Raw genomic sequence first — 21,841 nt, forward strand, 5'->3', positions numbered from 1 at the left:
TGTCCGCTCGCCTGGATGAATTACCAGATTCCCATTGGGGCGAGGAGGGGCTTTTGTGTTTCAACGTGATCTTGATTTGAAAAATGGGTGCTCCGGATAAGCAGGCAAACATGGGAGGAATTCTTTATATCGGTAGAAGGTGTTGACTTGCATAAGGGGCGAGGTCTGCACTGTTGGCGGCCCCGACAGTGCAGCGTTTCGGTCGTCGGCCCCAGGGCTGTGGCTTTCAACTGCTCGGCCCCTCCGACACAGGAAGGGGACTGAATGATGGTGGCTGTTATCAACCACTCGCAGCGGACTCCCCAAAGGCAGGATCCCATGCAGTCCGTCTTCAGCCACAATGCCGAAGCCACCGCGATCTATCGTTTCCTTCCCTTCAAGCCCACTCCCGTGCCCATGGCCGGGAAACCGTCACCCGCGAACATGCCTCGTCGTCATACGAGGCCCGCGACCGCAGCAGGTATCACCCAGCAGGAAAGGCTCGGCCTCGAATTGGATCGACGGTCGCCCAGCAGGGCCACCAACAGGTCGGCCCGCCGACAGAGCAGCAAGCGATAGACCGAACCCAGCGTGAGGGCATCCGTGATACACCTCGCTCTGGCCACATTGCCGGGCTGCGGTCGCGAAACGGCTTGGAAATTGGCGAGTGCCTGAGCCAGATCCGGCTGCACGGGACGGGAAGAGGTTCTTGGATGGGCGGCCGTCGTTGGAGTGCATCACCCGCATGTCGTCGCATCGCTGCGGGACCATGGCATCACCACCAACATTCTGGAGATCCGCATCGGCAGAATCACCACTCGCAACCGACTCCGCAGCGGAGAGAAAGTCGGCAACGTGATCGCCGGCCTGTTCGAACTGCGCAACGGTAATACCGCTGCTGCATGATCTGAGTGCACGTCGACCGGTGACCAAGCCCTACGAAGGATTGGTCACTGGTCGACGTGCACGAGAAGTCAGGCCACAGCCGCCTCCCGCCCCCTGCGCGTCCGCCGGTGGAAGATCTCCTCGAAGGTGGCGCGGGCGCCCGTGGGGTCGATGTAGTGCATGGCCAGGAGGGCGGCGACGACGGCGCCGACGAGGTCGTTCTGGACCTCGGGCCACGCGTGGTCGTCGCCGCAGGTGGTGAGGCCCTTCAGGCCGTGGAGGGCGTGCATGGCCTCGCCGGCCTCCTCGGCGACCTTGCCGACCTGGAGGCTCTTGAGCTCCTCGTCAGGCAGGTGGGCGCCAGCCGCTCGGCAGACGGCGGAGAGCTTCTCGATGTCGTCCCACAGGGTGTCCACGGTGGACCTCCAGTTGCTAGGGCTGTTATTCCTGGGCGGGGCGCCCGAGCTGGCGTACGGTCCATCCGGCCATGCGCCAGGCGTCGGCGTCGATGAGGTTGCGGAGGTCGACGAGGACCGGGTCCGCGGCCAGGGGGGCGAGGGCCTTGGGGTCGGCCTCGCGGAAGTGGGGCCACTCGGTGGCCAGGACGATCAGCTCGGCGTTCCGGACGGAGTCTTCGAGGGTGTCGACGTAGTCGAGTTCAGGGTTGCGGCGCAGCGCGGTGTGGACGGCGTGGGGGTCGTGGACGGTGACGGTGGCGCCGCGCTGGTGCATCAGTGCGGCCACCGCCAGGGCGGGGGACTCGCGGACATCGTCGGTGCCGGCCTTGAAGGAGGCGCCCCAGACGGTGACTCGAACGCCGTCGACCGGTCGCCCGAGGGTCTGCTCGATGAGCTTCAGGGCGGCGGTGGGCCGGGACTCGTTGACCTCTTCGGCGGCCCGCAGGAGGGTCGCGGCCTCGGTGGCGCCGAGGGTTCGGGCGGAGGCGGTGAAGGCACGGACGTCCTTGGGGAGGCAGCCGCCACCGTAACCGGGCCCGGCGTTCAGGCCGCCGCGGCCGATGCGCGGGTCGAGGCCGATGGCCTCGGTGAGCTGCTGGACGTCGGCTCCGGCCGCGGCGCACATGTCGGCGACGCCGTTGATGAAGGAGATCTTCATGCCGAGGTAGGCGTTGGCGGCGCCTTTGATGAGTTCGGCCGTGGCGGGGTCGGTGACGAACAGAGGGATGCCGTTGGCCAGGAGCGGCGCGTAGACCTCGCGTACGGCGTCCTCGGCGCGGGGCGAGGGGACGCCGACGACGATCCGGTCGGGCCGCAAGGTGTCGTCGATGGCGTGGCCCTCGCGCAGGAACTCGGGGTTCCAGACGACCTCCACCTCTTCGCCCGCCGGGGAGAGCCGGGCGAGGAGGGCGGCGAGGTCGCGGGTGGTGCCGACGGTGACCGTGGACTTGCCGATGATGACGGTCGGACGGGTCAGGTGCGGGGCGAGTGCGCGGGCGGCGCCGAAGACCTGGCCGGTGTCGTAGCTCCGTCCGTCGGCGTCGATCGGGGTGCCCACGGCGAGGAAGTGGACGTCGGCGAACTCGGCGGCCTCGGCCAGGCTGGTAGTGAAGCGCAGCCGCCCGGAAGCGGTGTGGGCGGCGAGCAGATCGGGCAGTCCCTCCTCGTAGATGGGGCTCTCGCCGGCGTTGAGACGGTCGATCCTCGCCTGGTCCAGGTCCACGCCGATGACCTCGTGGCCGATCTCGGCCATGGCAGCGGCGTGCGGGATGCCCAGGTGGCCGCAGCCGATGACGGATACGCGCATGGGGCCGACGCTCCTTTCCCTGTTCTCGCCCGCCCGGGGAGTCCGGGCCGGCCGGGTGCGTCACGCTAGCGCCCGCACCCGGCGCGGCCCTCTTCGTGCAGGTGAATCAACCGGTCGGTCGCTTCAGGAGGTTGACGAGCGCGGGCAGCGCCTCGGCGGCGGTCGCCCGGCACACCAGGTCACCGTCCTGGGGCCCTCCAGCGGGTACGGCAGGAAGGCGCCGTCGTGCCAGAAACCCTCCGGGTCCAGGTAGACGACCTTCATTCCGCGCTCGCGGGCACGGGCCTGGACCCTGCGCCGGTCGGCGTGCAGGCCGACCACCAGGAGGGCCTTGGCGCCGTCGACCCACTCGACGTCGGGCACGGCCTGGTCGTACCGGCGCATGAAGCACTCGTCGAGCCCGGCGCGGGCGGCCAGGACGTCGAAGTTGTTGGTGATGACCGGCCCGACGAGGTGACCTGCGTCCTTCAGTTCCCTCAGCGCCCACAGGGCCGGAGTCGGCTCGGCCAGGAAGCAGGCGCGGAACATCTCCACGAACTCCGCCGCCTTCTCCTCCGGCTCGGTCAGCACCTCGTGCAGCAGGGTGTCCGCGGTCGGGGAGAGGGTGAAGCGGTGCTCGCCCGGCTCGTGGCCCTGCCGGTCGGTGACCCGGTAGATCTCGTGGAGCCGGTGCAGGGGCGGGATGCCGGCCTCGACCGACGTGCCGCAGCCGATCTCCACCTGGAACGGTCGCAGGTCCGCGAGTACGGACAGGTCCGGTATCCGAGTGGCCGTCCCCGGGCGGTCCTTGGCCCTGATCCCGGTGGACAGCACGCTCCACGGGAGCTGCCGGACCGAGGGCGGGGGCGCGTACGCGGCGGAGGTGATCCGTACGTCGAGCGTCCGGTAGCCGCCTGGGAGCGCACGTCCGGCGGCGGCGTCCTGCGGGTGGACGTCGTGCTCGGTGATCCGGCACGTCAGGTCCCGGCGCGTCCAGAAGGCTCCGCCCGGCGCCGTCTTCCATCCGCCGACGGCGAGCGAGGCCCGCAGGGCGTCGTGGTGGGCGGTGATCTCCCCGGACGGGGCGGACGCGGAGTGGTAAAGGTACAGGTCGGTCAGGCCGATCGCCGGGGCGGCGGTCGTCGGCACCAGGCCGTACCGGTACCGGTAGTGGATGATCCGCCGCCTGGCGTCCCCGGAGTCCGACCAGCCGGACTGGCCGGCGGTGGCCTTCTCCTGAGTGCGACGCCAGATGCCCTCCTCGATGTAGCGGGGGCGGTCGGCGTCACCGAAGTAGGTCTTCCAGATCTGCTGCTGGTCGGGGTCGAGCTGGTCGACGACGATATACGGGATGTCCACGAACCCTCCCTGGGGAATCACGCGTGGATGTTCCGGGACCGTGCGAGAGGTACGAGCCGCCACGCCCCCGGCAGCCGAAGCCACAGGGCTGTACGGGCGTGGGGCGGTTTCCTGCGCCGCCCGGACGGGAGGGCGGCGTGGAAAGCTCTGGCGGCCGGGCATGGGGAGGTGGCTCGGGCGCCGGAGCGGTCTCAGCGGCCGGGGACGACGTGGGGCAGGCTCGCGTCCGGCACCGCGACGGCGGGCCGGTGGCGCATGTCGCCGGCGAGCTGAACGGCCTGGTCACGCAGGGCCCAGGCCGGCCCCACGAGACCGGCGAGGGCCAGAAACGCGAGCGCGAACCGGTCACTCCGTACGGGAGCGGCAGATCGCACCTGACGGCGATGGGGCCCGCTCACGAAGGGCCGCCCAGCACGTTCTCATGCGCGTCGAGGAGGCGACTGGTCTGCGCGTACAGCCGCTCCAGCTCCACCGAGGTGAGGACAAGGGCCGCCTCGCAGGTCGAGCCGTCCTCGAAGTGGAACTCGACGGGCACCGAGCCCTGGCGGGCGCTCGGGTCGTAGATCGCGTCCCGGCCGGGCGTCAGCGTCACGTGGGTGGCCCGCGCCGGTACCGGGCGCAGCGTCGTGCCGTCCGCCGGCGCGGTCCAGGCGGGCCCGCCGCCGGGCGGACGCAGGTGGTAGGTCGTGGTGGCGCCCACGCCCGGCAGTGCGACGACGACGCCGACACGACCGTCCCGGGCGGTGTCGGCGGCGAGGTCGCCGAGCTGGGGGAGGAAGGGAGCCGCTGTCCCTAACTCGCCTTTTTGCGAGGGGAGATGAGGAAGAAGTCGTCCGGTCATGCTCCGAAGGTAGGGACGGGACAGCCCCTGAATATGAGCCGGAGGAATACGACCCCGCCTGCCCCTATCCGTCCAGGTGGAAGCGGTCGGACATGCGCCGCAGCTTCTCGCGCGTGGCGGTCCGCTCGGCGTAGACGATGCCGCGAAGTGTCGAACGGGCGATGGGGTGGTTCCGTACGAGCTGGGGCGCGATCCGCTCGGCCCGCTCCAGCTCGCCGAGGGCCTTGTCCCGGTTGCCGTCCCACAGCCAGGCCCGCGCGATGTCCATGTGGTGGTGGCCCTGGCGGGAGTGGGGGAGCGCCCCGACCAGCTCGGGGCTGGTGCGGCGGTTGATCTCCAGCGCCTTGCCCTGCTCGCCCATCTCCAGGGCGACGCTGATCGCGTGGATCTGCACGTTTCCGGCGGAGAACGTCAGCGAGTGCCGGTCGTACACCGGCGCCCCGGCATACGCGTCCATCCGCTCGGCGGCGGCCTTCGCGTACCCGATCCGGTCCTCCGCCTCGGCTGCGCGGCCTGCGCGGGCGGCCGAGACCGCCGCCCGGAGCTGGAGAGTTCCCCAGGCCCGTACGGCCAGCGGGTCACCGTCCTCGTACGCCTGCTGCACCGACCCGATCGCCTTGTCCGAGAGCGTCAGCGCATCCGCCCAGTCGGCCGTGGCCCACATGTCCCACACCCGCATCCAGTCCGCGACCGCCGGCAGTACCGGGTCCCCGGAAAGGCGGGCCGACCACGCGGCCCGTTCGCAGGCCATCGCCACCAGCTCGGGGTGGCCGAGGGAGTGGGCGGCGGTGTGTGCGAACTTGCAGCACACCGCGTAGATCGCGTACGCCTCCTCCCGCTCGTGCCCCTCCGACACCTCCGCCAGGGCCCGCGCCTCGCGGAACAGGTCGGGCAGGATCCGGAGGATCGCCACGTTGGAGGCGGTGTCCCGCAGCCGGTGCAGCCGCGTCACCTCCCGCCACAACTGCGGCGCCGGCCGGGGCGTACCGTCGAAGACGGGGGCGAGGTCGTAGCGGCGCAGCTCGCGCAGGATCGAGGAGGCGGCGACCTGCCACTGGTTGTCGTCCGGGGAGCTGCTGTACGGGCGCCCGATCAGGTCGTTCGGATGAATGTGCAGCTCGGCGGCCACCTGGTTGAGCAGACCTACCCGGTCCAGCTCGATCAGGCCCCGCTCCATCTTCGACACCCAGCCCTGCGTCTTGCCCAGGGCCGTCGCCAGGTCGGCCTGCGGCATCCCCAGTCGCAGCCTCGCCCTGCGAACGCGCCGACCGATCTCCTCGGCTTCCTCCAGCATCAGGACACCTCCCCAACCGTCGGACGTCCGGGCCGGGAGCGCCGGTCTGTCCGTGCAGAGTTCGTCATCAGCACGGTACCGAGGACGCTGCGTGCGCGTGAGGGAGTTGCCGAGCCGACGGTCCGGGCCCAGGCTCCCTACGCCCAGAACCCGCCCTGCTCCCCGAGGGAACACGCAGGCCGGTCAACGCCGTCGTACGTGTGGCTGCTGCGGTGCAGTGGTCGGTGCGGCGAGGACGGTGGCGAGGGCGTCCCAGGCTGGGTCCTTCAGGATGCGGTCGGCGTGCTCGGGGACAGCTTGCTGGAGATGGTGGGCGTAGCGGTGTGTGGTCTGGGGGCCGGGGGTGCGGCGGGCGAGGCCGTCCAGGACCGGGATGGCGACGTGGGCGTAGGCGGTCCGGAGGTGGGTGAGGGCCTGTTCGGCGGCTGCTTCCTGCTGGGCGTGCTGGTGAGTGCGGTGCCAGTGCTGGGCGAAAGCCACGGCGATGAGGACGGCGTCCAGCAGCATCGCCGGCCCGGTCTCCTCGCGCGTCGTGGCGGGGGTGAGCAGGATGGTCTGGATGCTGCGGCGCAGGACGCGGGTGCTGTCGAGGTCGCCGGTGATGCCGGAGCGGGTGGCGCACTCGAAGGCGGTGGCAGCCTGTTCGAGTTCCCGTTTCGCCTCGGCCAGTGCGGTGAGCGGCAGCAGGCCGAGGCACGATCGCCCTCGACCGCGTGAACGTGGCTGTCCTGCGCGCCCAGGAAGCGCCAGGCACGAGAGCGCGAGGAGGCGGGCGCCGCCTGGCGGGAGACCGGCAAGATCTTCACCAATGAGGACGGCTCCTGGCTCCACCCGGAAACGTCTCGGAGACCTTCCGCCGCCTCCTCGCCACCACCGACCTCCCGCCCATCACCCTGCGGAACCTCCGCCACGTGGCGGCGACGCTCACCCACGGGGCCAGCGGCGACATCCACATGATCAAGGAGACGCTCCACCACTCCACGATCACCCTGACCTCGGACAGGTAGGCGATCCTCCTCCCGGAAGTCGACCGCGCCGTGGCGGAGGCGGCCGCTCCACTCGTCCCTCGTCGTCGGAAGACCCGGCATACTGCGGGTTGAGTCCAGAACCCCGAACAGCGGCACGTCCTCATCACCAACGGGTCTCACGTTTTCGGCTGTTCCCCCTTCCCGAGGCGGACCCTGGCGGCATGCTCGGGTCCATGGGACGAAACAGCCAGCGCCGTCGGAGTGCACGTGCCGCGAGGGCGACCCCACCATGGTCTGGGCGATCCTGATGGCCTGGCTCGTAGGAGCGAGAGAGCAAATCACCGAGAACCAGGCCCGGGACGCCGTCCAGTGGGTTTCCGACAGCCTGGGGATCCAGCACGACGACCCCCTCCAGGCAGCGGGGTTCATCGGCCATCCGGACGCTCCCAACTGACGCTGAGGGAGGCTGTGGAGCACTTCGGAAGTTTTCCGGAATTCAACCCGCCGCTCGGGGACCAGCAACGTAGCCGACCGCTGCTCCGGTGACTCGAACCCGTGGAGCAGGTCCGTAGAGTCTCCTGACAGATCGTCCGCTCACGCACGCGCCCGGACACGAAGAAGCGCCCCGACCGGTCGAAACCGATCGGGGCGCTTCCCGCGGGCCGGAGGGGTACTCCCCTCCCCCGCACCCGTAGGCCCTGTGGGACTCGAACCCACAACCAATGGATTAAAAGTCCACTGCTCTGCCAATTGAGCTAAGGGCCCTGGCGATGTTGCCTCCCCGAGCATAGCCGTAGGAGGCCGTGGCGCCGATCGGGTATCGGACAGCGGGGCCGGAAGTGCACCGTACGGGGGTGTGCCGGGGAGGGCGGCGGGGTCAGTGGGGGTCCCGGGCCGGAGCGGGGGCGGGGCGGCGGGTGCGGGTGGGGTCGAGGAACCAGTGGCGGGCCGAGGCGAGCCACCAGACGGCGGCGAAGCCGAGGACGACCAGGACGGCGACGGGGGCGTAGTTGAAGGTCTGCCAGGTGACCGGGGAGACCTGGGGCAGCATGAAGAGGACCGTGATGACGCCGACCCAGGCCACCGCGACGACGCCGATCGGCCGGGACCAGCGGCCCAGGTGCCAGGGGCCGCGCTCGAAGGCGTCGCCCTTGCGGACCCGCAGCAGGGTGGGGATGACGTAGGCGATGTAGAGGCCGATCACCGCGATCGACGTCACGGCGGCGTACGCGGTCTCGTTGATCAGGTAGGGCAGGCCGAGGACGAGGGCGCCGAGCGCGGCCAGCCACACCGCGGCGACGGGGGTGCGGGTGCGCGGGCCCACGGTGTGCCACAGGCGGGAGAAGGGCAGCGCGCCGTCGCGGGAGAAGGCGTAGATCATGCGGCTGTTGGCCGTCACGGACGCCATGCCGCAGAACAGCTGGGCGCCGATCACCACGAGCAGCAGCAGCTTGCCCGCGCTCGCGCCGAGGGCGTCCAGCAGGATCTGGGCGGGCGGGGCGCCGGTCGGGGAGTCCAGGGCGCGGCCGTAGTCCTGGATGGCGTAGGTGAAGCCGAGCAGCAGGACGAGCCCGGCGATCCAGGAGGTCCAGATGGAGCGGACGATGCCCTTGGGGCCGGCCGTGGCCGCGTCGTGGGTCTCCTCGGTCATGTGGGCGGAGGCGTCGTAGCCGGTGAAGGTGTACTGGGCCATCAGCAGGCCGAGCAGGACGACGTAGACGCCGCTGCCCCAGCCGGTGTTGTTCACGAAGTGGGTGAGGACGAACGACGTCGAGCGGTGGTGGTCGGGGACCAGGGCGAGCGCGGCCACGATCCCCGCGACGCCGAGCACGTGCCACCACACGCTGACGCTGTTGAGGAAGGCGACGATGCGCACGCCGAAGGTGTTCAGCAGGCCGTGCAGCAGCAGGATCGCCGAGAAGAGGAGGACGGTGCGGCCGGGGGTGACCCCGAAGCCGAACTGGAGGTTCAGATACGCGCCGAGGAAGGACGCGGCGCCGAAGTCGATGCCCGCCGTCACCGCCACCTGGCCCAGCACGTTGAACCAGCCCGTGAACCACGCCCAGGCGGCGGCCGAGCGCGGCGGCGCCAGCCGGTGGGCCCAGAAGTACAGGCCGGCCGAGGTCGGGTACGCCGAGCAGATCTCGGCCATCGACAGGCCGACGAACAGCGTCATCAGACCCACGCCCACCCAGCCCCAGGTGATCACGGCGGGGCCGCCGGTGTTCATCCCGAAGAGGTACAGCGTGAGGCAGCCGGAGAGGACGGAGATGATCGTGAAGGAGACCGCGTAGTTGGCGAAGGCCGACATGCGGCGGGCGAGGACCTGCGTGTAGCCGAGCTGGGCCAGCCGTTCCTCGTCCGACGGCCCGGTGGTGCCGTGCACACTGGCGTCATCATCTGTCATGACCCCAGCAATTCCCTCCCCGAGGGTGTGACATGCCTCACGCTGAGGTCGCACGGGGATACGGAAGGGCCCGTACGACTCGATGTCGTACGGGCCCTTCCGGACAGTCGGCTCACACGGTGTCAGCCGTTGCGCTTCCAGCGCGGCTTGTCCTCGCGGCGGCCGAAGGAGCCGCCGCCGCGGTGGTCGTCACGGCGGCCGTAGGGGCGCTCGTGACCGCCGGTGCGGAAGCCGGGGCGGTCGCCGCCCTGGCGGTCGCGGTTGAACGGACGGTCGCTGCCGCGGTGTCCGCCGCGCTCGTCACGGCGGGCCGGACGGTCGTCACGGCGGAAGCCGCCACGGTCGTCACGCCGGTCGAAGGAACGGGGGGCGCGGTCGCCGCCGCGCTCACCGCGGTCACGGTCGTCGCGGCGGAAGCCGCCACGGTCGCCCCGGTCGTCCCGGCGCTCGAACGAACGGCCGCCACGGTCACGGTCACGGTCGAAGGAACGGTCCCGGTCGTCCCGGCGGAACCCGCCACGGTCACCACCGCGGTCGTTGCGGTCGGTCCGGTCGTTGCGGTCGTTGCGGTCGAAGGAACGGCCGCCGCGGTCGTCCCGGCGGAAGCCGCCCCGGTCACCGCGGTCACGGTCGTCGCGGCGGAAGCCGCCACGGTCGCCCCGGTCGTCCCGGCGCTCGAACGAACGGCCGCCACGGTCACGGTCACGGTCGAAGGAACGGTCCCGGTCGTCACGGCGGAACCCGCCACGGTCACCACCGCGGTCGTCACGCCGCTCCCGGCGGTCGTACGACGGCGCCGAGGAGGCCGAGGAAGAGGACGGGGAGGAGTAGGACGACGCGGGCGCCGTGCGCTCCTCGCGCTCCGCGCGGTCGACGTCCTGCGCCGCGGGCTGCTCCGGCACCGACACCTCGGCGATCCGCTCGGCCTCGGCCTGCGCCTCGGCCACCGCCGCCTCGGGGTCCTCGCCACGCTCGCGGGCGACCCGGGCGACCAGCCGGTCGGCCTCCTCGCGCAGCTCGGAGGCGCGCCGCTGCGCGCGCTCCAGCTGCTTGGTGAGGTGGGCGACCTCGCGCTCGGCCTGCTGCGCGGCGTTGCCCGCGGACTCGGCCTGCACCTCGGTCATCGAACGGGCGCCGGTGATCTCGGCGACCTCCGGCTCGAAGGCCGCGCCGCCCTGGATGATGTGGCGCGTGGCGTCGACGCCCGCGTCCTCCATGAGACGGAAGATCTGACGGCGCTGGTGCGGCAGGGAGAGCGAGACGACCGTGCCGGTGCGGCCCGCGCGGGCGGTGCGGCCGGCCCGGTGCAGGTAGTCCTTGTGGTCGCCGGCCGGGTCGACGTTCAGCACGAGGTCGATGCCGTCGACGTGGATGCCGCGGGCGGCGACGTCGGTGGCGACCAGGACGTTGACGTAACCGTCCTTGAAGTCGGCCAGGGTGCGGGTGCGCGCACCCTGGGTCATGCCGCCGTGCAGCGCGTCGGACTTCACCCCGGCGTCGCGCAGCTGCTCGGCCACGCGGTCCGCGCCGAGCTGGGTGCGCACGAAGATGATGGTGCGGCCCTTGCGGGAGGCGATGGCCGCGGTGACCGGCGCCTTGTCCTTGGGCTTCACGACCAGGATGTGGTGCGACATGGTCGTCACCGCGCCCTGGGCGGCGTCGACCTCGTGGCTCACCGGGTCGGTGAGGTAGCGGTCGACGAGGGTCTTGATCTCGTTCTCCATGGTGGCGGAGAACAGCATCCGCTGGCCGCCCGCCGGGATCTGGTCGAGCAGCTCGGTGACCTCGGGCAGGAAGCCCAGGTCGGACATCTGGTCGGCCTCGTCGAGGACGGCGATCCGCACGTCCTCCAGGGAGCAGGCGCCGCGGTTGATGATGTCGCGCAGCCGGCCCGGGGTGGCGACCAGGACGTCGACGCCCTTCTCCAGGGCGTAGATCTGGTTGCCCATGGAGGTGCCGCCGCAGACGACCTTCATCTTGAGGCCGAGGACGTCGCCGTAGGGCTGGAGCGCGTCGGCGACCTGCATCGCCAGCTCGCGGGTCGGGGTGAGGATGACGGCGCGCGGCTTGTGCTTCTGGGTGCGCCCGCCGGCCAGGGTGGCCAGGGTGGGCAGACCGAAGGAGAGGGTCTTGCCGGAGCCTGTGCGGCCGCGGCCGAGGATGTCCTTGCCGGCCAGGGCGTCCGGGATGGACGCGGCCTGGATCGGGAAGGGGGTGGTCACGCCGTTCTGCGCGAGCTTGCGCACGACACCCTCGGGCAGGCCGAGGTCGGCGAAGGTGATCTCGGGGGCCCGCTCCTCGGTGCCCTCGGGAGCCTCGGCGCCGGCCTGGTCGTCCAGGAGCTGCGGGTTCTCGGGGGCGTCCTCGGTGCTCTCGGGCACGACGACGTGATCAGTACTGGCAATGGACATGCGAATGCGAAACCTTCCGGAGTCTCGTCGGCACGCGCCCGTCAACTCCGTGTTTCGCACCACGACCGCCTCGATGCGGTCCGCCACGGCAAGGGAGAGTACGCGCCACACGGCGCGCTCTTCATGGGCGCCGGGCAAATGGGATCAAACGATCTACTAGCATACGCACCTTCCTCCCCTTGAGGCAAACCGAGCCCGAGGGCGGACGAAGCCGCAGGTCAGACGTGTGCCCGGCCGGGGCGGCGCAGGCTGCCCGGCGCGGGCGCCGGTTCCCGCTGCGCCAGCTGGGTCCCGGTGCCCTCGTGCGCCGAGGACGACGGCTCGGCGACCGTCGGGTCGGGCGAGGCGGGCGGCGACGGCGACGCGGGCGGCTGCTCCGGCGGCGGCGCGGACGTCTGCGGCGGCTCCGGCACCACCTCGGTGGGCGCCGGGTCGCCCGCGGGCGGCGGACCGCCGGGCCGGCCGGGCGCCGGGGCCGACGCGCTCGGGGCGCCGGTGGCCGGGGCCGAACCGGACGGCTCCCCGCTCGGCGAGCCCTTCTCCTTCTTCCCGTGCCCGTGCTTGCCGTCGCCGGCCCCGGCCCGGTCCGCGGCGGCGCCGGACACCGCCGCCGCGCCGCCGGGCACCTCACCGCCGCCATGCGCGGCGGAGTGCGAGGGCCGGGCCCCGCCACCGGCCTCCTCTCCCACGCTCACACAGCCGGTGGCGGCGGCGAGTGCGGCGAGCGCGGCGGCGAGACGGACGGATACGGGCAAGGGGCGCACGGAAGCCACCTCCGGGAGGGAGAAGTCGCCGTGCCCAACTCCCGGCGCCCCGGCGAGGACACGCCGGAGCACCGGACGGACCTCAGCCGTAGCCCAGGGCGTGCAGCCGGGCGTCGTCGATGCCGAAGTGGTGCGCGATCTCGTGCACCACGGTCACCTCGGTCTCCGCGACGACGTCCTCGCGGGTGTCGCACATGCGCAGCGTCGGCCCCCGGTAGACGGTGATCCGGTCGGGCAGCACGCCCGCGTACCACTCGCCGCGCTCGGTCAGCGGGGTGCCCTCGTAGAGCCCGAGCAGGTCGGGGTCGCCGGCGGGCGGCTCGTCCTCGACGAACACCGCGACGTTGTCCATCAGCCGCGTCAGCTCCGGCGGGATCCGGTCGAGCGCCTCGGCGACCAGTTCCTCGAACTCCTCGCGCGTCATCTCCAGCACACGCCCATTGTCCGGTACGGCGGGCCGGCGCGGGGTCCGCTGCGCCGGGAACCCGCGTCCGGAGCGGGGCCCGGCCGGTGTCCGCCCGGCGCGCATATCCGCCGACGCGGCCGGGCATACGCGCCCAATGGCTCGCGTCCGCCTCGCAGACCTGGACCTCCCGTACCGCCGCGGCGCCCGGCGCGGCGCCGCCCGTCCCCTGACCGCCACCGCGCCGCTGACCGCCAACGCGCCGCATCCCTGGCTCCGGGCCCTGGGCCTGGTGACCGTCGTGATCGCCGGTGCCTGGCTGGGGCTGCTGACCGTCGGCGACGTACGCGTCCCGGTCGGCCCCGTCAACACGACGATGACGCTGCGCCCCTCCCTGAGCGGCGGCACGAAGATCAATGTCTCGCCGCTGGGCGCTCTGCGCCTGGACAGCCACACCGCCCCGGTCCGGCTGGACGTGAACGTCGACCAGCTCGACCCGGAGCGCGCCCAGGCCCTCGTCGACCATCCCGAGCGGCTCTCCGGGCTCCAGGACGAGGTCGCGCACGACGTGGAGCACGGCACCTTCGACCTGGCCCTGCGCTCCACGGTGGCGGTGGTCGCCGGGGCCACCGCCCTGGGCCTGGCCGTCTACCGCCGGCCGCGCCGCGCGCTGGCGGCCGGGGGACTGGCCCTGGCCCTGCTCGCCGCGTCCGGGGCGAGCGCGTACGCCACCTGGAACCCGAAGTCGGTGCTGGAGCCGCGGTTCTCCGGGCTGCTCTCCTCGGCGCCCTCGCTGGTGGGCGACGCGCGCAGCATCGTCACCGAGTTCGACGTGTACCAGCGGGAGCTGGCCCGTCTGGTGACGAACGTGACCAAGCTGTACGACGTCACCTCGACGCTCCCCGCCTACCAGCCGGACCCGACGACCATCCGGGTGCTGCACGTCTCCGACATCCATCTCAACCCGGCGAGCTGGAAGATCATCGCCTCGCTGGTGGAGCAGTACAAGGTGGACGTGATCGTCGACTCCGGCGACACGATGGACCACGGCACGGCGGCGGAGAACGGCTTCCTCGACCCGGTGGCCGATCTGGGCGTGCCCTACGTCTGGGTACGCGGCAACCACGACTCGCTGACCACACAGCACCGCCTGGAGCGGATGAAGAACGTGCACGTGCTGGACGACGGCCGCGCCGAGACGGTGGCGGGACTGCGCTTCGCCGGGATCGGCGACCCGCAGTTCACCCCGGACCGCTCGGCGGCGACGGGCGGTGACGCGGCGGAGCGGCTGGCGGGCGCCCGGCTGGCGTCGGCGCTGCGGGACCAGCGGGCCGCCGGCACCCCGGTCGACATCGCCGTCGCCCATGAACCACTGGCGGCCCGGGAGACGGACGGCGCGGTGCCGCTGGTGCTGTGCGGGCATCTGCACCACGAGGGCACGGAGATCCTCCCCTACGGCACCCGGCTGCGCAGGGAGGGCTCGACGGGCGGCAGCGGACTGCGCGCGGTCGAGCAGGAGCATCCCGCCCCCGTGGAGGCGTCGGTCCTCTACGTCGACCGGGACAGCCGCCGCCTCCAGGCGTGGGACGCGATCAAGCTGGGCGGACTGGGTCTGACGACCGCGGAGGTGAGCCGCCATCTGCCCGAGGAGAACCGGCCGGGCGCCGCCCCCACGCCCTCGGCGCCCTCCTCGTCACCGACCTCGCCGCCACCCTCTTCACCGCCCTCGCCACCGGCTTCGGCACCCTCCCGGGCCGCCTCCCCGCCGGGCTCGTCAACGGTTTTGGCGATACCCCCCGGCATCCCATATGCTTCTCACGTCCCCGACGCGCTGAGAAGCGCCCAGGCGGGCCGATAGCCCTCATCGTCTAGCGGCCTAGGACGCCGCCCTTTCAAGGCGGTAGCACGGGTTCGAATCCCGTTGGGGGCACGCAGTACGGTGTGCGAGACTGATCCCGGTCAGTTCACACACTGCCATATGGTCCTGTGGAGCAGCTTGGAGTGCTCGCCACCCTGTCAAGGTGGAGGCCGCGGGTTCAAATCCCGTCAGGACCGCTTGCAGATCACTTCGGTGAACTGCGTGGCTGGGTAGCTCAGTTGGTACGAGCGATCGCCTGAAAAGCGATAGGTCGCCGGTTCGATCCCGGCCCCAGCCACCATAAACAGAGTCCCGGACGTCATGGCGTCCGGGGCTCTGTTGTTGTGTGCCCCAGCAAAGATTCTAGTCTGACAGCAATCGGCTCCAGAGCCCTACCGATGCTGACACGGTGCTGACATGTCAGCACCGGAATGGCACCGTTTCGGGCTCTCGCCCCCCTCTCGCTCCCGCGCAGAACCCGTGCTCCTCCAGAGCCGCGCCACATGCTGCCCCATGCGGCAAACCGCAGAGTTACAGTGCACGCTCAGGTAGGCCAATGCCAGGAGTGGGGAGCCAAAGATGTCTGAGCGGGCCCGGCTCAGCCTCGGTGATCTGACTGCAGGGCGTGCCGTGTCGGGCATTGTCACCGGCGGCGACGTCACAGTGGTCGCTGTACAGATGTTCGGGCCGGCGGCGGCGCAGGTGACGTATCGGCGCCCCGACGGCACTGTGGAGGAGCGAATCCTCTACGAGGAGGATGCTGCGCGACTCGCTGAGGTGGCCTGCGGCTCGGTAGGCAGCGGTTTCGACGCGGATCCTGGCTTGTTCCGGCTGGCGGCCGAAGCGTTGCGGATCCGGATGGCTGCGCGCGGCGACGCAATGCTGGCGGTGTCCACCAGCCTCCTCGATCCGCTGCCCCACCAGATCCAGGCTGTCTACAACGAGCTGCTGCCGCGGACCCCGCTGCGTTTCCTCCTCGCTGACGACCCCGGTGCAGGAAAGACCATCATGGCCGGGCTTTACATCAAGGAGCTGGCGCTCCGCGGTGATCTGGAGCGCTGTCTCATCGTCGTGCCGGGAGGACTAGTCGAACAGTGGCAGGACGAGCTGCTCGAGAAGTTCGGCCTCGACTTCACCCTCCTCACCCGGCAGCTGACCGACGCGACGATCGAGGGCAACGTCTTCGATCGTCATCCCCGGCTCATCGCTCGCATGGACGCGTTGGCGCGCTCCGAGGACATGCAGCGGCTGCTCGGGGAGAGCGGGTGGGACCTGGTCGTCGTGGACGAGGCCCACCGGATGAGCGCTAGTTACTTCGGCACGGAGCTGAAGACCACGAAGCGCTACGAGCTTGGTCGCCTCCTTGGTCGCCTCACTCGCCACCTGCTCCTGATGACCGCCACCCCACACGCAGGCAAGGAGGAGGACTTTCAGCTGTTCATGACGCTGCTGGACAGCGACCGGTTCAGCGGCCGCTATCGGGCAGGTATCCACCGGCACGATGTCTCCGGCCTGATGCGACGCATGATCAAGGAGGACCTGCTCACCTTCGATGGCAAGCAACTGTTCCCAGAGCGCCGCGCTTACACCGTGCCGTACGAACTGTCGCCTGCTGAGTATGACCTGTACGAGCAGGTCACGGAGTACGTCCGCCAGGAGATGAACCGGGCGGAGCGGTTGGACGGCCGACGAGGCAACCAGGTCGGTTTCGCGCTTACCGTCCTCCAGCGTCGCCTCGCCTCCAGCCCAGCGGCGATCCACCGGTCCCTAGAACGCAGGCGGATGCGACTGGAGACCCGACGTCAGGAGATGTTGTCGGATCAGACCGTGGCGAACTTGGCCCTTGAGTCCGCACCGTCCATCCCCGTCGAGGACGAGTTGGACGACTTGACCGGTGGCGAGTTGGAGGATCTCGAGGAGCAGGTCGTCGATGCGGCGACCGCCGCCCGCACCCTCCAAGAGCTGGAGCTGGAGATCGCCGCGCTGAGCGAACTGGAGCGGCTCGCCGCACGGGTACTGGCCTCCGGCGACGACCGCAAGTGGCGGGAGCTGTCGGGGCTGCTCCAGGATGACCCGCTGTTGCAGGATGAGAGAGGGCTGCCGCGCAAGCTGATCATTTTCACCGAGCATCGCGACACTCTTGAGTACCTGTCCCGCCGCATCAGGAATCTGATCGGACGCCCCGAGGGAGTCGTCGCCATCCATGGCGGCACCCCACGCCCACAGCGCCGTGACATCCGCGATGCCTTCAACCAGGACCCCGAAGTTCGCGTTCTTGTCGCTACCGACGCAGCCGGCGAGGGCCTCAACCTCCAGCGCGCTCACCTCATGGTCAACTACGACCTGCCGTGGAACCCCAATCGAATCGAGCAGCGCTTCGGCCGGATCCACCGCATCGGCCAGACCGAGGTTTGCCACCTGTGGAATCTGATTGCCGCCGACACTCGAGAGGGACAGGTCTTCCAACGACTCCTCGACAAGATCGAGCAGCAGTCGAGGGCATACGACGGCAAGGTCTACAACGTCCTGGGTGAGCTTTTCGAGGGCGAGCCGTTGCGAGGCTTGCTCTTGGAGGCAATCCGCTACGGCGACCGACCCGAGGTCAAGAGCCGCCTGGATCAGGTCATCGACGCCCGGGTAGGTGAGCGGGCAGTGGAGCTGATCAAAGGGCTCGCACTCGACACCCATGTCATGGGGTTGGAGGACGTCGAGGCGGTACGGCTGCGTATGGAGGAGGCTCAAGCCAAGCGGTTGCATCCGCACTACGTACGAGCCTTCTTTCGTGACGCCTTTGACCGTCTCGGTGGTCACCTCAGGGCGCGAGAAAACGGCCGTTTCGAGATCACCCATATTCCGGCCGTCCTGCGCGATACGGGCCGCTTTGGGCTCGGCCTGGGCGGAGTCGTGCAGCGCCGCTATGAACGGGTGTGCTTCGACCGCGGGCGCGTCACTGTGCCTGACGCCGCCCGTGCCGACCTCATCGCCCCTGGGCACCCGCTCTTCGACGCGGTTCTGGAAGAGACGGTTCACCGGCACGGTGACCTACTCACGCGAGGCGCGGTTCTGATCGACGCCTCCGATGCAGGGACCACCCCCCGGCTGTTGACCGCGCTGGTCCAAGAGGTCGTCGACGGGCACGGACGGTCAGTGGACCGTTCCTTTGCGTTTGTGGAGCTGAATCCCGACGGAACGGCCCACGATGCCGGCCCTGCTCCCTATCTGGACTATCGCCCGCCCACACCCCGGGAGGCCGAGGCGGCAGGGGCGCTACTCACGGATGAGTGGCTCCGAGATGGTGGGCCCGCCCGTGCCATGGACTGGGCCGTGCGGGAGGCCGTCCCGCAGCACCTGAACCGCACCCGGGAACGACTGCTGCCCGTCATCGAGCGTACTCGTGCCCAGGTCGAGCAGCGGCTGCGACAGGAGATCAGCTTCTGGCATGCGCAGGCCGGAAAACTCGAACTGGATGTTGCCGAGGGCAAGAAAGTCCGTCACCGTCCGGAAACCGCGCGTGCTTGGGCTGAGGACCTTGAGCGCCGCCGTGAGCAGCGTTTGGCCGTGCTCGACAAAGACCAGGCTCTTCAGGCCCGCCCGCCGGTAGTGGCGGGGTGCGCGCTCGTCGTCCCGGTTGGCTGGTTGGCCAGACACCTTGGCCCTGCCGAGACCCCGGTGGAGAAGGCTGTACTCGCTGCTTTGTATGCGGCTGACGGCTACGAGACCGACCGGCGGGCTGTGGCTGCGGTACTCGGCGCTGAGCGTGCTCTTGGGCGCGTCCCCGAGGAGATGGCCCACAACAATCCCGGCTACGACATCCGATCGCTTAGTCTTAACGGTCACCTCGTGCACATCGAGGTGAAGGGTCGCCGAGAGGGTGCGGAGCACTTCTACGTCAGTCGAAACGAGGTCCTCGTCGCCAAGAATCGCGGCGCGCAGCATCGTCTCGCCCTGGTCTCCGTCAGCCCGCGGGGGGCGGAGCACGACGAGATCCGCTATTTGACCGACGCCTTCGCCGACACCGACTTCGGCGACCTGCAGACCGAGGGTGTGCTGCTGTCCTGGCAGGACGCCTGGAACAAGGGAGGAACCCCGCAGTGAGCGGTGCAACCGAAGACACGGCCTCTGCTCCAGAGCGCCGCACCAAGCTCATCGAGGTGTCCCTCCCTCTGGAGGCGATCAACAGGGAGTCGGCCCGGGAGAAGTCCATCCGGCACGGGCACCCGTCCACGCTCCACCTGTGGTGGGCACGCAGGCCGTTGGCGGCTGCACGGGCGATGCTCTTCGCCCAGCTTGTGGACGACCCTGGTTCGCGGCCCGATCTGTATCCGGGGCCGGAGGAGCAGAAGGCCGAGCGGCAGCGATTGTTCGACCTCATCGAGGAGATGGTCCCCTGGGAGGCCACCCGCGATGAACGGATCATGCGCAAGGTTCGGGAGAAGATCGCCGAGTCGCATGGTGACGGTCCCCTTCCGCCTGTCCTCGACCCCTTTGCTGGCGGTGGGACGATTCCGCTGGAGGCGCACCGGCTGGGGCTTGAGGCTCATGCCAGTGACCTGAATCCAGTGCCAGTCGTCATCAACAAGGCGTTGATCGAGATTCCACCGCGATGGGCCGGGCGTAAGCCGGTTTCGCAGTCTGCGGAACTGCGTCACGAGGGGAGTTGGCGGGGGGCGAGCGGTCTCGCGGAGGACGTGCGGCAGTACGGAAAGTGGATGCGGGAGCAGGCGCACGTGCGGATCGGTGCGCACTATCCGAAGGCCAAGTTGGAGGACGGGAGTAAGGCGGCGGTTATTGCTTGGTTGTGGGCGCGGACAGTGGCTTGCCCTGACCCGGCTTGCGGGGCTGAGATGCCGTTGGTGCGGTCGTTCTGGCTGAGTAAGAAGAAGGGCCGACCTCGCTATATCGTCGCAGAGCCGGTGGACGGGCAGGTCACGTTCACGATCGGCGGCCCAGAGGGCGAGCCCCGTGAGGGAACCGTTGACGGCAAGGGCGCTGAATGCCTGGTGTGTGGTAATCGGGCTACGCTGAAGTACGTCCGGGCCGAGGGGGTGGCCGGGCGCATGGGTGCAGTGATGATGGCTGTAGTCGCGGAGGGTAAGCGGCAGCGGATCTACTTGTCGCCGAGCGGGGAGCACGTGGAGGCGGCGGAGGTAGGGCGGCCCGTCAATGTTCCGGAGTCCGAGCTGCCCGAGAAAGCACTGAGCTTCCGGGTGCAGGCGTACGGGATGACGAAACACGCCGATCTGTTCACGAATCGGCAGTTGCTTGCGCTGACCACCTTTGGCGAACTGGTTGGCGAGGCCCGCGAGAGAATTGAGCGGGATGCGAAGGCCGCGGGTATGGACACCGTCGAGGCAACGGAGTACGGGAAGGCAGTGGCGCTGTATCTGGGCTTGGCTTCCAGCCGTGCGGCCGACTACTGCTCGACCATCTCCACATGGTCGAGCAACCCTCAGAACGAGCTAGTGCGTAGCACGTTTGCACGTCAAGCACTTCCTATGACCTGGGACTTCGCAGAAAGCAACGTCTTTGGTCCGTCCTCCGGAACTCTGGAGATCATGGTCACCGCGGTTGGCAAGGCCCTCGATCTACTGCCTGCCGAGCAGGCCACGGGCAATGTGGTTCAAGCCGACGCCACTAGCCGTTCATTTGATAACTACGTCGTCAATACCGATCCCCCATATTATGACAACATCGGTTACGCTGATCTCTCCGACTACTTCTACGTATGGCTCCGCAGCTCCCTCGGCGGTATCTACCCCGAGGTCATGAGCACGATCCTCACCCCCAAGGAACCCGAGCTGATCGCTTCGCCGTACCGGCATGGCGGGGACCGCGAGAAGGCCGAGGACCACTTCGAGCGGGGCTTTGTCGAGACTTTCACGCACATGCGCGCAGGTCACCACCCTGACTTCCCTCTCGTCGTCTACTACGCCTTCAAGCAGTCCGAGACCGACAACGAGAACGGCATCGCCTCCACTGGCTGGGAGACCATGCTGAACGGCCTCATCCAGGCCGGCTGGTCTGTAACCGGTACTTGGCCCGTCCGTACGGAGCGCGCCGGTCGTTCCGTCGGCATCGGTACCAATGCCCTCGCCTCCTCGGTAGTCCTGGCTTGCCGCCCCCGCCACGTCACCGCCGGCTCCACCGACCGTCGTGGCTTCCTCCGTGCTCTGCGCAGTGAACTCCCAGACAAGCTGCGGAAGCTACAAGAGGGCAATCTCGCCCCCGTCGACCTCCCTCAGTCCGCGATCGGCCCAGGCATCGCCGTGTTCTCGCGGTACGCGAAGGTCACCGAGCCCGACGGCACTCCCATGCGCGTCCGCACTGCGCTTGGACTTATCAACGACGTGCTCGCCGACGTGCTGAACGAACAAGAGGGCGAGTTCGACCAGGACACCCGGTGGGCGATCCGCTGGTTCGAGCAGTTCCAGTGGAGTAAGGGCACCTTCGGGGACGCAGAGACACTTGCAAAGGCGTACAACGTGTCCGTGAAGGGGCTCCAGGACGCCCACATCACTGCCTCGGGCGACAGCAAGGTATGGCTCGTGGCACCGGCCGACCTGCCGGAGTCCTACGACCCAGAGACGGACAGTCGTATCTCCGTCTGGGAAGCCGCCATGCACCTGTCCCGGGTGCTGGATGGCAAGGGCGCACAGTCCGGCGTAGGACCGGCTGGTGAGCTGCTCGCCGGGATCCGGGCGCGCGGGGAATTTGACGAGGATGCCATCCGTGACCTCGCCCACCTGCTCTACAGCATCTGCGACCGACGGCGCTGGTCTGAGAGTGGCCAGCGATTCAATAACCTCGCCAGTGCCTGGTCCGACCTCCAGACCGAGGCCCGTAACGCCGAGAAGCGCGGCCCGCGCAAGCCCCAGCACCAGCCCCTCTTCTGAACGCCCGTCCCACTCACAGGCACCCGGAAAGGCAGG

Annotated in this window: 14 protein-coding genes, 4 tRNA genes and 1 pseudogene; 7 read left to right on the forward strand and 12 right to left on the reverse strand. The window is 69.7% G+C overall.

Going from position 1 to position 21,841, the window contains the following annotated elements:
- Nucleotides 1–711: 711 nt before the first annotated feature.
- Nucleotides 712–885, forward strand: a complete 174-nt coding sequence (locus A8713_RS33570; RefSeq protein WP_159393098.1) for a hypothetical protein — start codon at nt 712–714, stop codon at nt 883–885.
- A gap of 68 nt (nt 886–953) precedes the next feature.
- On the opposite strand, the gene A8713_RS14755 is transcribed toward A8713_RS33570, so the two are convergent.
- From A8713_RS14755 to A8713_RS14810, 12 genes and pseudogenes are all read right to left on the reverse strand, one after another.
- The gene (locus A8713_RS14755; protein WP_064533927.1) at nt 954–1,280 is read right to left on the reverse strand and encodes a MazG-like family protein; all 327 of its coding nucleotides are present in this window, start codon (nt 1,278–1,280) and stop codon (nt 954–956) included.
- Nucleotides 1,281–1,305: 25 nt separating this feature from the next.
- A complete protein-coding gene (locus A8713_RS14760; RefSeq protein WP_064533928.1) occupies nt 1,306–2,628 on the reverse strand; it encodes a UDP-glucose dehydrogenase family protein in 1,323 nt (440 codons plus the stop codon).
- Nucleotides 2,629–2,734: 106 nt separating this feature from the next.
- A pseudogene (locus A8713_RS14765) lies at nt 2,735–3,966 on the reverse strand (hypothetical protein).
- A gap of 191 nt (nt 3,967–4,157) precedes the next feature.
- On the reverse strand, nt 4,158–4,340 hold the full coding sequence (locus A8713_RS14770) for a hypothetical protein (RefSeq protein ID WP_237305372.1): 183 nt from the start codon (nt 4,338–4,340) through the stop codon (nt 4,158–4,160).
- A 20-nt stretch (nt 4,341–4,360) separates the two neighbouring features.
- On the reverse strand, nt 4,361–4,807 hold the full coding sequence (locus A8713_RS34240; RefSeq protein WP_237305373.1) for a hypothetical protein: 447 nt from the start codon (nt 4,805–4,807) through the stop codon (nt 4,361–4,363).
- Between the two features lie 64 nt (nt 4,808–4,871).
- Entirely contained in the window at nt 4,872–6,101 is a 1,230-nt protein-coding gene (locus tag A8713_RS14780; RefSeq protein ID WP_064533930.1) for a helix-turn-helix domain-containing protein, read from the reverse strand.
- A gap of 183 nt (nt 6,102–6,284) precedes the next feature.
- Complete coding sequence (locus A8713_RS34935) at nt 6,285–6,932, reverse strand: hypothetical protein (protein WP_064533931.1); 648 nt, start codon at nt 6,930–6,932, stop codon at nt 6,285–6,287.
- 829 nt (nt 6,933–7,761) lie between these two features.
- A tRNA-Lys gene (locus tag A8713_RS14790) sits at nt 7,762–7,834 on the reverse strand.
- Nucleotides 7,835–7,946: 112 nt separating this feature from the next.
- Nucleotides 7,947–9,476, reverse strand: coding sequence for an amino acid permease (locus A8713_RS14795; RefSeq protein WP_064533932.1), 1,530 nt, complete (start codon nt 9,474–9,476; stop codon nt 7,947–7,949).
- Nucleotides 9,477–9,598: 122 nt separating this feature from the next.
- The gene (locus A8713_RS14800; RefSeq protein ID WP_064533933.1) at nt 9,599–11,887 is read right to left on the reverse strand and encodes a DEAD/DEAH box helicase; all 2,289 of its coding nucleotides are present in this window, start codon (nt 11,885–11,887) and stop codon (nt 9,599–9,601) included.
- A gap of 218 nt (nt 11,888–12,105) precedes the next feature.
- Nucleotides 12,106–12,651: a hypothetical protein gene (locus A8713_RS14805; protein ID WP_064533934.1), complete on the reverse strand. Its 546-nt coding sequence runs from the start codon at nt 12,649–12,651 to the stop codon at nt 12,106–12,108.
- Nucleotides 12,652–12,733: 82 nt separating this feature from the next.
- Nucleotides 12,734–13,084: a metallopeptidase family protein gene (locus tag A8713_RS14810; protein ID WP_064533935.1), complete on the reverse strand. Its 351-nt coding sequence runs from the start codon at nt 13,082–13,084 to the stop codon at nt 12,734–12,736.
- 127 nt (nt 13,085–13,211) lie between these two features.
- Here A8713_RS14810 and A8713_RS14815 point away from each other — a divergent pair, with 127 nt between their 5' ends.
- From A8713_RS14815 to A8713_RS14840, 6 genes are all read left to right on the forward strand, one after another.
- On the forward strand, nt 13,212–14,912 hold the full coding sequence (locus tag A8713_RS14815; protein WP_237305374.1) for a metallophosphoesterase family protein: 1,701 nt from the start codon (nt 13,212–13,214) through the stop codon (nt 14,910–14,912).
- Nucleotides 14,912–14,984, forward strand: a tRNA-Glu gene (locus tag A8713_RS14820). The genes A8713_RS14815 and A8713_RS14820 overlap by 1 nt, the downstream gene beginning before the upstream one ends.
- A 50-nt stretch (nt 14,985–15,034) precedes the next feature.
- Nucleotides 15,035–15,109 (forward strand) — tRNA-Asp (locus A8713_RS14825).
- A gap of 27 nt (nt 15,110–15,136) precedes the next feature.
- Nucleotides 15,137–15,213: transfer RNA gene (locus A8713_RS14830), tRNA-Phe, on the forward strand.
- 278 nt (nt 15,214–15,491) lie between these two features.
- A complete protein-coding gene (locus A8713_RS14835) occupies nt 15,492–19,007 on the forward strand; it encodes a helicase-related protein (RefSeq protein WP_064533936.1) in 3,516 nt (1,171 codons plus the stop codon).
- Nucleotides 19,004–21,805, forward strand: a complete 2,802-nt coding sequence (locus tag A8713_RS14840; protein ID WP_064533937.1) for a DUF1156 domain-containing protein — start codon at nt 19,004–19,006, stop codon at nt 21,803–21,805. Before A8713_RS14835 ends, A8713_RS14840 begins: the two co-directional genes overlap by 4 nt.
- The last annotated feature ends 36 nt before the right edge of the window (nt 21,806–21,841 follow it).

Source organism: Streptomyces sp. SAT1, assembly GCF_001654495.1.
GTDB lineage: Bacteria > Actinomycetota > Actinomycetes > Streptomycetales > Streptomycetaceae > Streptomyces > Streptomyces andamanensis.